Origin of the sequence: Rubrivirga sp. (genome assembly GCF_049648075.1) — a bacterium.
Lineage (GTDB): Bacteria > Bacteroidota > Rhodothermia > Rhodothermales > Rubricoccaceae > Rubrivirga.
This window is the reverse complement of the sequence record NZ_JBARYR010000724.1, coordinates 1-10,818: the sequence shown is the minus strand read 5'-3', so window position 1 is coordinate 10,818 and position 10,818 is coordinate 1. Positions and strand designations below refer to the sequence as shown.

The following is a 10,818-nucleotide window of genomic DNA, read 5'->3' as shown; positions in this document are numbered from 1 at the left end:
CTCCTGGGCGACGGCGAGGGCACGCTGTGGGTCGGGACCGAGACGCAGGGCCTGCTCCGGTACGACCTCGAGGGCGGCACGTCATCGCGCGTGTGGGTCTCGGCGGGCGCCGAGGTGACGGCCCTCGCGCTCGGTGCTCGGGGCGCCCTGTGGGTTGGGACGGCCGCGGCCCTGTGCCGGCTCGACATCCCGACCAGCTCGGCAACGTGCTTCGAGGCCGGCTCTGGACCGCAGTCGCTCGCGAGCGGGACCATTCAAGCGCTTCGGGCGCAGCCCAACGACGCGCTGTGGATCGGGACCGACGCCGGCCTGCACCGCGCCGACGTCGACGACCTCGAGGCCGGCTTTCAGCGCTACCTCGCGTCCACGACAGATCTGCCGGACGACGACGTGCTGGCCATTGTCGAGGACGGGGACGGCTTCTTGTGGCTCAGCACCGGCGCCGGGTTGTCCCGCTTCGAGCCGCTGACCGAGACGTTCGCGCAGCGAGCCGGTGTCGCGGACGCGGACCGGACGCTGTCGTCGGCCTCGACGCGGGCGCCTGACGGTCGCCTGTACGTCGGCAGCACGCGGGGGCTGCTGACCTTCGACCCCGGACAGCTGGCCGTCGTCAACGGCAACCCGCCCCAGGTCGTCATCACCGACGTCGAGGTCTCGGGGCAGTCCACCGCGCCGGGCGACGGCGTCCTCGAGGTCGCGGCGCCGGTTGCGGACCAGATCACGCTCGGCCCGAGCCAGGGATTCTTGACCATCGAGTACGCGGGGCTCCATTTTTCGACGCCGCTCCAGAACACGTTCCGATATCGCCTGGACGGTCTCCGGCAGAGCGAGTGGCAGGAGGTCGGGACCTCGCGCGAGGCGACGTACGAGTCGCTTCCGCCCGGCCGCTACACGTTCCAGGTCCAGGCCGCCAACGCCGACGGCATCGGGTTCGCGGACGGCGCCCGAGCGGCGATGGCGTCCATCGAGGTCGTCGTCAACCCGCCGTGGTGGCGGACCTGGTGGGCGATCACGGGCTTCGTCTTGGTCGGCATCGCCGCCTTGGTCCGTGCCGATCAGTGGCAGCGGGCGCGTTTGTTGCGGCAGGAGCGGGAGCGCGCCGAGCGCCGGGAGGCCGAGCTGCGCGCCGAAGCCGCCGAGGCCGAGCAGAGAGAGGCCCGAGCCGAGGCCGCCGCGCTCAAGGCCGAGAACGACCGGAAGGCCGCCGAGCTCGAGGGCAAGCGCGAGGTCGAGGCCGCCAACGCCAAGCTCGCCGAGGCGAATGGCCAGCTCGAGGCGTCCCTGCGCGACCTGCAGCAGACGCAGACGCAGCTCGTCCAGAGCGAGAAGCTGGCGTCGCTCGGCCAGCTCACGGCCGGCATCGCCCACGAGATCAAGAACCCGCTCAACTTCGTCAACAACTTCGCCGACTTGTCCGTCGACTTGGCGCAGGAGCTCCGCGAAGAGATGGAGCACGCCGGAGACAACCCCACGTCGGGCGTCCTCGAGGACGTGAGCGACCTGATCGAGGACTTGCAGGAGAACGCCCGCAGGATCCGCGAGCACGGCCAGCGGGCCGACCGGATCGTGCGGTCCATGCTGCTCCACAGCCGGGGCGGCTCGGCGGAGAAGGGGCGCGTCGACATCAACCGGTTCGTGGACGAGTACGCCAACTTGGCCTTCCACGGCGCACGCGCCAACGACTCCGACTTTCAGGTCGAGATCGTCCGCGAGTTCGCGGATGATGCGGACGAGGTCGAGGTCGTGCCCCAGGAGTTCGGCCGCGTCTTGATCAACCTGCTCACGAACGCCTTCCACACCGTCACCGAGCGGTCCGCCCTCGAGGGCGACGCGTACCGACCCCGCGTGACGGTCGCGACCTCGAGGGAGGGCTCCGACGTCGAGGTCGTCGTCCGGGACAACGGGACGGGCATCCCCGAGGCGGTCAAGGCCAAGATCTTCGAGCCCTTCTTCACCACCAAGCCGACCGGTGAGGGCACCGGCCTGGGCCTGTCGCTCGCTCACGACATCGTCTCCCAGGTCCACGGCGGCCAGATGACCGTCGAGAGCACCGAGGGTGAGGGGACGGCGTTTCACATCGTGATCCCGGACCGACAGCCGGACAAGTAGAGCGAGGCGTCGTCGCCCGAGACAATCGGCGCCCTCGAGGACGGCCGCTCCGCCGACCTGTCGTCTCGCTCGCCGTGGTTCCATCGTGCACGCCGCTCTTCGAGGTCGGTCCTGGACCGTCGCCGTTCGCCCTCGAGGGCGCCGACTGCGCAACGGATCAGGAACGGGACTCCGTCGTAGCATGGCGTGCCCTTCTCCACCCCCCCTCATGCAAAGCCTCTGGAAGAGCCTGCTCGGCGGCGGCGGCGGGTCCTCCGAGGACGATCTGCTCAGCGCGATTCCCCTCTTCGAGGACCTCTCGTCGCGAGAGATCGACGCCGTGCAGCGTCTGCTCCACCGTCGTGAGTACGTCGCGGGTGAGTCCATCTTCGTCCAGGGCGAGCCGGGACTGGGCATGTACATCATCGCGCGAGGGGCCGTCTCGATCCAGAGCGAGCCGAGCGGACGAGAGCTGGTCGAGTTGGTCGACGGCGACTTTTTCGGCGAGATCGCCCTTCTGAACGAGGTCATCCGCACCGCGACCGCGCGGGCCAAGACGGACTGCACGCTCCTGAGCCTCTTCCAGCCCGACCTGCTGGGCCTGCTCGACCGCAACCCCCGCCTCGGCGTCAAGGTCCTGCTCGCGCTCTCCCGCCTGGTCGGGTTGCGCCTGGTCGAGGTGTCCGATGAGGTGGAGGCTCTCACGAAGGAGTGCGAAGAGCTCCGAGCCGCGAGCGTCGACGGTGTCGCCACCGGTGGCTGAGGTCGTCCTCGATCCGCCATCGCCGGTGGCCCCGCCTCCCACACGCGAGAGCCTGGTCACCGGGAACCGGCCGCCAGCCATCGGCCCCGATCCGCCGGTCCAAGTGGAGCCGACCCCCGTCGTCGCTGCGAGTCGGCTGAGCGCCTGGGCCTTTGCCCTCGCAGTCCTCGGACTGGTGAGCGTCATCATGGTCGCCCCCGACCTGGCTGGGCTCGTCCTGCTCGGGTCCGTCCTGGCCTACCTCCTCCTCCCGGTCGTCAACCGGATCGAGCGACAAGGCATCGACCGGACCCTCGCGACGGCGGCCGTCCTGGTCGTTCTCCTCGGTATGACCTCGCTCGTGGTCGCGCTCGCGCTCCCCGCCGTCCTCGAGCAGTTCTCGTCGTTGCAGTCGCGCTGGGAAAGCGGGGAGCTACTCACCCTCGTCCGAGACGCTGAGGCCGCGATGGCGTCCCGCCTCGGTGTCGTCGAGGCCGGGGACCTAGGCTTGGTCGCCTCGATTCAGGACGCGTTGTCGTCCAGCTCCGGCGCCTTGATCGGGTACGTACCGGGCGCCCTCGAGGGCATCGGGAATGCGGTCGTGGTCCCGTTCGTCGTGTTCGCTCTCCTCAAAGACGGCCCGTCTCTCCGGAAGCGTGTTCTATCGATCGTGCCGAACCGCTACTTCGAGTTCGCCATGACCGTCTTCTTCAAGGCCGACGCGCACTTGGGCGGCTACCTCCGCGGCCAGGCGCTCATCGCGCTCCTGGTCGGGTCCTCGACCGCGCTCGGTCTCGGCCTCTTGGGCGTCGACTACTACCTGGTGCTCGGCCTGGTCACGGGGCTCGCCAACTTTGTCCCGTACGTCGGGTTCGTCGTCTCGGCAGGCCTGTCCGTCATGGTGTCGATCGTGACGACCGGAGGCACGGACCAGGTGGCGTCCGTGGTGGTCTTGTTCTTGGTTTTGCAGACCGTGGAGAACGTCGTGTTCCAGCCCTGGATCACCGGCAAGAACGTGTCGATGCACCCGGTGATGGTGCTCCTCGCCATCTTGGTCGGTAGCCGGATCGGTGGCGTCCTGGGCATGGCCCTCGCGGTCCCGACGGCGGCCGTTCTCAAGGTCATGTTCTTGGAGACGGCCATCGGGCTGCGTCGCTACCACCTCTGAGCTCGCCAGAGCGATCTTTCCGGATGTCTCGACCCGACCCTGCCCGCCTCACCGTTCGCTTTTGGGGCGTCCGCGGTTCGATCCCGACACCGGAGGACGGCTTCCTGGGTGTCGGTGGCAACACGTCGTGCGTCGAGGTCCGCGCCGCAGACGGGACGACGCTCGTCCTCGACGCGGGGACCGGAGCGCGGGGGCTGGGGTACGCGCTGGCCGCCGCGGCCGGTGGCGAGCCCTTCGACGTCCACCTCGCGCTCTCACACTTCCACTGGGACCACCTCCAGGGGCTCCCGTTCTTCGCGCCGCTCTACACGCCGGGCCACACGGTCCGCTTCTACGCCGCGACCGACGACGAGCACCTGACGGGCCTGTTGTGCGGCCAGATGAGCGAGCCGTACTTCCCGGTCCCGTTCCACGAGCTCGCAGCGGCGACGGAGACGATCCGGGTGCGGGACGGCGACCCCTTCGAGGTCGGCCCGATGACGGTTCGGCCATTCCCGGTCAACCACCCGCAGGGTGCCCACGGCTACCGCATCGAGGTCGACGGCGCGGTCGTGGTCTACGCGACGGACTACGAGCACGGCTCGCCGGCGCACGACGAGGGTCTCCGGGAGGTGTCGCGAGGTGCCGACCTTTTGATCTCGGACGCGCAGTACACGCCCGACGAGTACGAGCTCCGTCGGGGGTGGGGCCACACGACGTGGGAACACGCGACGGACCTCGCCCTCGAGGCCGGGGTCGGGCGGCTCCTGCTGTTCCACCACGACCCGTCGCACGACGACGCGACGCTGGAGCGGATCCGGGACCGAGCGCGCAGCCGCTTCGAGGCGACGGACCTCGCGACGGAGGGCCTGGAAATCTTCCTGTAGGGCCTCGAGGACGAGCGGCGACCTCGAGGACGAGCGGCAGGAGCGCGACGCTCGTGATTGGTCCCGCAGGTTGTCGACTCCCCAAGCCGAGTCATCCCCGCGAAGGCGGGGATCCAGGACTCGATCGGCACAATGCTCGCCCTCTCTGGATTGGCTACGCCGTCGCTTCGCGGTCCCGCCTACACGGGAGTGGCACTGCTCGCTCTCCAACCACGAGGGAGCACGCGTCGACGCCATACGAACCGGACGATCCGGTCGAGGACGAACCGACGGCCTCGAGGACGAGGAATCACCCCTGTCCCCTTCCTCATCCGAGGAGGGGGGGGGGGACCCGACCTAGTGGCTCTGAGGCTGGGTGGGACTCTGGAACTATTCCGCGCCCTCGAGGCCCGGCCATCCCCCATCCCCCATCCACACGATCCCGCGCTGGAGCTTCGTTTGAGGGCGTGGAGGGCTCCCGTTACCTTGAGGGGCAAAACCGATCCACCGTCCCCGCCGGACACATCCAACGACACAGATGGGCAAGCAGCGCATGAACGACAACTGGGAGCGCATGAAGGCGCAGATCCTCTCGACCTGGGGCGACCTCGACGAGTCCGAGATGAAGAAGGCCCGCGGGAGCCTGAGCCAGATGGTCAACCTGATCCACTCCCAGACCGGCGAGGACCGCAAGGTGATCATGAACAAGATGTCGGCGTTTCTCTAGAGACTGATCTCGACGACTGCGACGGCGTGCCCTGACACCGGGGCACGTCGTTTTTCGTTGGCCTCGCCCTCGAGGTCGCGTTCTCCGAGGAACACCGTGCGACCTCGAGGTCGGCCCGGCACGGTCGGTAGCTTGCGCGGACCCTCCCCACGCCCATGTCCGAGACCGCCGACGCGCCCCGCCCCTTCCCCCTCGGCTCTGCGGTCCCCGACGAGGGGCCGCTCCGCGACGCCTACGACGCCCGAGTCGCGTTCCACCAGCGCGGCCTCGAAGCCCTGGAGCAGCAGGCCGCGGAGGTCCGGCGCGGCGGGGGCGACAAGGCGGCGGAGCGGCAGCGCAAGCGCGGCAAGCTGACGGCGCGAGAGCGGATCGCGGCCCTTCTGGACGACGACTCGGCGTTCCGCGAGATCGGGCTGTTCGCCGGACGCGGGATGTACGAGGATGTCGGCGGGTGCCCGGCGGGCGGCACGGTGATGGGGTTGGGACGCGTCAACGGGAGGCTGTGCATGGTGGTCGCCAACGACGCCACCGTCAAGGCCGGCGCGTGGTTTCCGATCACGGCCAAGAAGAACCTCCGCGCCCAGGAGATCGCGCTCGAGAACCGCGTCCCGATCATCTACCTCGTCGACTCGGCCGGCGTGTTCCTGCCGATGCAGGACGAGATCTTCCCGGACCGCGACCACTTCGGGCGCATCTTCCGCAACAACGCCCGGCTCTCGGCGCTCGGCGTGCCCCAGATCGCGGCCATCATGGGGAGTTGCGTCGCGGGCGGCGCCTACTTGCCCATCATGTCGGACGAGAGCCTGATCGTCGACGGGACGGGCTCCGTCTTCTTGGCCGGCCCGTTCCTGGTCCAGGCCGCCATCGGCGAGGAGGTGGACGTCGAGACCTTGGGCGGGGCCACGACGCAGACCGACATCTCGGGCGTCTGCGAGTACAAGATGCCGGACGATCAGACGTGCCTCGCGACCGTTCGCGACCTGGTCGGTGGGCTCGGGCCTCTCCCCCGCTTCGGGTTCACGCGCGACGAGTCTAGGGCGCCGGCGTTCGACCTCGAGGGCGTGCTCGGCGTCTTCCCGGAGTCGCGCCAGCAGCCCTACGACACGCGCGAGGTCCTGGCCCGCATCGTCGACCAGGACTCGTGGACGGAGGTCAAGGCGGGGTACGGGCAGACGCTCATCTGCGGCTACGCCCGGATCGACGGGTGGAGCGTCGGGATCGTGGCGAGCCAGCGCAAGGTGGTCCGCGCCAAGGCGCCCAAGGGCAAGGCGGCCGAGATGCAGATCGGAGGCGTCATCTACGGCGACGCGGCCGACAAGGCGGCGCGGTTCGTGATGCAGTGCAACCAGAAGCGGATCCCGCTGGTGTTTTTCCAGGACGCGACCGGGTTCATGGTCGGCACGCGGGCGGAGCAGGGCGGCATCATCAAGGACGGGGCTAAGCTGGTCAACGCCGTCGCCAACTCGGTCGTCCCGACGTTCACGGTCGTGGTCGGCAACTCGTTCGGGGCGGCGAACTACGCGCTCAACGGCCGGGCCTACGACCCTCGCCTTTTCCTCGCCTGGCCGACGGCGCAGATCGCGGTCATGGGTGGCGCCCAGGCGGCCAAGACGCTCTTGTCCATAGAGGAGCGGACGTTGTCAAAGCAGGGCATCGAGCTGTCTGAGGAGGACCGCCAGGCGAGGCTCGACCAGATCGAGGCCCGCTACGCCGAGCAGACGTCGCCGGTCTACGCCGCCGCTCGTCTGTGGGTGGACGCGATCATCGACCCGCGCGAGACGCGGGGCTGGCTCGCGACGGGCTTGGAGATGGCGGACCACAACCCGGAGATGGAGCCGTTCCGCGTCGGCGTGTTGCAGACGTAAGGAGGACGGGGCAACAGGCGACCCCTCGAGGGCGATCCCGTCCTCGAGGACGGGTTGGGCACCATAGCAGAGCGTGGCGCGTCGAGATCCTTCGACTCCGCTGCGCTCCGCTCAGGATGACGGCTAGTAAGGCTGTGCTAGCCGCTGGCGCCGGTCTTGAAGGACGGTTCCCCGGCTGCCGCGGCCAACGTGCGGCGCCGACCGCACCCCGACCTTCCTACAACGTCATCCCGAGCCTGTCGAGGGATCTCGACGCGTCACATTCGAGCGCGCAGTTCAGCAGCGGCCTCGAGGACGAACCGCGGCCTCGAGGACGGACAGCGACCTCGAGGACGGACAGCGACCTCGAGGACGAACCGCCGACACGGCCTCTCCCAGACGAGTCATCCCCGCGCAGGCGGGGATCCAGAACGTGCGCGCTTGCCAACCTCTCCGGGCGCGCCTCAATCGCCGGTCGTGCTCCGAGCGACCTCGAGGGCGAGAACACCACGGGTGAAGCGTAGCGCGTCGAGATCCTCCGGCTCCGCTCAGGATGACAGGCAGGTGGAGTAGGAATCGAGGTAGAGGCTCCGACCTCGAGGACGAGCACCACGCCCGCTCTTTCCTAATTCCCCACCCGGCGGCCGACCGCGAGCTACGCCACCATCGCCCGCTGCGCCGCCTCTCGGCCCGACTCCGTCAGCGCGAGACGGTCGCCGCTTCGCCGCACAGAGCCACCGCGCTCGGCCGCGCGGACCGCCCTCGAGGCGAACGCCTTCTCCCACCGGAGGTGGTCCTGCAGGTGCCCGACTCGGCACTCGCGGTCGGCCTCCGGCGTGTGCTCGTGGTGGAGCAGGTGGACGAGCAACATCCGCTCGGCAAAAGAGACCCGCTGGCGAGCGCGCCGACGGGCCTGCGCCACGAGTCCTCGATGCGGCGCGAACGCGAAGCACAGTGCGAACAAGACGCCGGCCATGACGGCCATCGATCCTGCGATCGACACGTCGAGGACGCGGGCGAGCCAGTAGCCGGTGACGGCGCTCGCGACCCCGATCCCGACAGACAACCCGAGCATGACGGGTAAGCGGTCTGTCAAGAGCCACGCGGCGGCCGGCGGCGCGATCATCAGACCGATCACCAAGATCGAGCCGACAACGTCGAATGCCCCGACGGCGACCACGGAGACCAGCGACATCAACGCATAGTGGACGGCTGCAGGCGCCAGTCCGAGCGCTGCGGCGAGACCGGGGTCGAACGTGCTCAGCTTGAGCTCTTTGTAGAACAGTCCCGTGAACGCAAGGCACACCGCCAGAACGACGCCCATCAGCCACAGCGCTTGCGGACCGAGATCCTGGCCTCCGATCCTGACGCGCTCGATCCACGAGAACGCCGGATCGCCCAAGAGGACGGCGTCGATATCGAGGTGGACACCGGACGCGTACCGCGAGATCAAAACGACGCCGATTGAGAAGAGCGCTGGGAAGACGAGTGCGATGGCCGCGTCTTGTTTGACCAGCCGCGTGTTTCCCAGCGCCTCGATCAGCGCGACCGTCAGCACACCCGTCGCAGCGGCAGCCAGAAGCAGGAGCGGAGAGTTGAGGTTCTCCGTCCAGAAGTAGGCCAGTACGATGCCTGGTAGGATCGCGTGGCTGATCGCGTCCGAGAGAAGCGACGTCTTGCGGAGCACCAGGAACACGCCGATCAGCGAGCACGCGGCGGCCGTGACGGCGGCGATCAACTGAATCTCGATCTGCGGCGTCATGCGTCCTCGAGGTCGGACTGCCGCGCCAAGCGGCGGGCTTCGGATAGGCCTCGTGCCGTGAGCGCCCAGGCGTCACTCTGGGGTTCGACCAGGCCTTGCGCCTCGAGGGCGAGCAGCGTCGGCTCGACGGACTCGGGCCGAGCCGTCATCGTGCGCAACGCGGCGGCGGCGTGCGGGTGGTGCGGGTTCTGGTGGCCGAGCGCCAGGGTGTACAGGTCCTCGAGGGTGCCGGCGACGCGCAGGACGCGCCGGTTGCGCCGTCCCCTGAGCCACGCCGCAACGAGCCCTCGGCGCGGCGCGAACGCCAGGCTCAGCATCACGACGGCCGTCGCCACCAAGACGATCGTCGGACCCGTCGGGATGCCTGCGCCGGCACTGCTGATGACGGCCCCGGCGGCTCCGCTGAGCGCGCCGAAGACGCCCGCGAGCACGACGACGCCCCACAGGCGATCGGTCCACTGACGAGCGGCGGCGGCCGGCGCCACAATCAGAGCGCTCATCAGGACGACGCCGACGGTCTGCAAGCCGATCACGATCGCGATCACCAGCAGCGTCGTGAGTCCGACATCGAGGGCGCGGGCGGGGAAGCCCTGGACGGCGGCGAAGTCGGGGTCGAACAAGAGCAGCTTGAACTCTTTCCAGAAGACGCCCATCGCAAGCAGAGCGACGGCACCGAGGGCGGCCATCGTGACCACGTCCCGTCCCACGAGCGCCGCGGCTTGGCCGAACAGGAACGTGTCGAGGCCGGCCTGGCTCGCGTCCGGCCTCGACTGGATGAACGTCAGAAGCACGACGCCGAGGCCGAAGAACACGGACAGCACGATCCCCAGCGCTGCGTCGTACGGCACCCGGCTCCGCCCGACGACCGACATCACCGCCAGCGTCCCGACCCACCCCGCCAGCCCGGCTCCGACGACCAGCACCAACGGCGCCTTGCTGCCCGTCAGCAGGAACGCGAGCGCGACGCCGGGCAGGGCCGCGTGGCTGATCGCGTCGCCCAAGAGGGACTGCCCTCGCAGGACCGCGAAGGAGCCGAGCGAGCCGGACGACAGCCCCAGCACGGCGGCGCCGAGCGCGACGGTTCGCAGCGTGTAATCGAGCTCGATCATCGTCCTCGAGGATGGCTGGGCACTCCGGGAGACGCGCCCTCGAGGGCAGAACCCTGCCTCGTGCGTCCTCGAGGACGGAGACGACGTCCCCTCTCTAGGGTGAGCGGCGGCGTTCGGCCCGACCTCGAGGGCAAGGAAGGCTTCGCGCTCGGCACTCTGGATCCCCGCCTGCGCGGGGAGGACGGTTGATGGAGAAGCGCTTGGCGCGAGGCACGCCCACACCTGCAAAACAAGCCGGCGCCCTGCACATGAGGTGACCGAGCCGGCCTCGAGGGCGAATGCGGTCGCGCGGGGGCGACAATGAGGGCAGCGGCAGAAGGGTCCACAGCTCTAGCGACCTCGAGGCAGGGCCGACTCGCCCTCGAGGTCGAGAGTCGCCTCGAGGACGGCGGACTGGAACGGGACGCGGCCGCCGTAGGCGGCGCGCAGGTTGGCGTCGGTGAACACCTCGTCGACCGGGCCGGCGGCGACGCGGCGGACGTTGAGCAAGAGGACCCAGTCGAAGTACTCGGGGACCGTCTGCAAGTCGTGGT

General features: G+C 69.3%; 8 protein-coding genes and 1 pseudogene. 6 read left to right on the top strand and 3 right to left on the bottom strand.

All coding sequences use genetic code 11. The features are described 5' to 3' along the window. The 6 genes from WBA11_RS19060 to WBA11_RS19035 all read left to right on the top strand — a co-directional run. The coding region (locus tag WBA11_RS19060) for an ATP-binding protein (protein WP_424522208.1) at nucleotides 1-2,109 on the top strand (2,109 nt) is incomplete at its 5' end. Between the two features lie 208 nt (nucleotides 2,110-2,317). After that, nucleotides 2,318-2,851 (top strand): cyclic nucleotide-binding domain-containing protein, encoded by a 534-nt coding sequence (locus WBA11_RS19055; RefSeq protein WP_424522207.1) that lies wholly within the window; start codon nucleotides 2,318-2,320, stop codon nucleotides 2,849-2,851. Nucleotides 2,852-2,876: 25 nt separating this feature from the next. Further along, complete coding sequence (locus WBA11_RS19050; protein ID WP_424522206.1) at nucleotides 2,877-3,998, top strand: AI-2E family transporter; 1,122 nt, start codon at nucleotides 2,877-2,879, stop codon at nucleotides 3,996-3,998. A gap of 23 nt (nucleotides 3,999-4,021) precedes the next feature. Next, nucleotides 4,022-4,864 carry an MBL fold metallo-hydrolase gene (locus WBA11_RS19045; RefSeq protein WP_424522205.1) on the top strand — a complete coding sequence of 281 codons (843 nt, stop codon included), beginning with the start codon at nucleotides 4,022-4,024 and terminating at the stop codon, nucleotides 4,862-4,864. Nucleotides 4,865-5,381: 517 nt separating this feature from the next. Then, nucleotides 5,382-5,570 carry a general stress protein CsbD gene (locus WBA11_RS19040; protein ID WP_424522204.1) on the top strand — a complete coding sequence of 63 codons (189 nt, stop codon included), beginning with the start codon at nucleotides 5,382-5,384 and terminating at the stop codon, nucleotides 5,568-5,570. A 155-nt stretch (nucleotides 5,571-5,725) separates the two neighbouring features. Next, nucleotides 5,726-7,435 (top strand): acyl-CoA carboxylase subunit beta, encoded by a 1,710-nt coding sequence (locus WBA11_RS19035; protein ID WP_424522203.1) that lies wholly within the window; start codon nucleotides 5,726-5,728, stop codon nucleotides 7,433-7,435. Nucleotides 7,436-8,069: 634 nt separating this feature from the next. Here the strand turns inward: WBA11_RS19035 and WBA11_RS19030 are convergent. The 3 genes and pseudogenes from WBA11_RS19030 to WBA11_RS19020 all read right to left on the bottom strand — a co-directional run. Then, complete coding sequence (locus WBA11_RS19030; RefSeq protein WP_424522202.1) at nucleotides 8,070-9,176, bottom strand: metal ABC transporter permease; 1,107 nt, start codon at nucleotides 9,174-9,176, stop codon at nucleotides 8,070-8,072. After that, nucleotides 9,173-10,285 (bottom strand): metal ABC transporter permease, encoded by a 1,113-nt coding sequence (locus WBA11_RS19025; protein WP_424522201.1) that lies wholly within the window; start codon nucleotides 10,283-10,285, stop codon nucleotides 9,173-9,175. The genes WBA11_RS19030 and WBA11_RS19025 overlap by 4 nt, the downstream gene beginning before the upstream one ends. 330 nt (nucleotides 10,286-10,615) lie before the next feature. Beyond that, a pseudogene (locus tag WBA11_RS19020) lies at nucleotides 10,616-10,818 on the bottom strand (hypothetical protein); the annotation flags it as partial.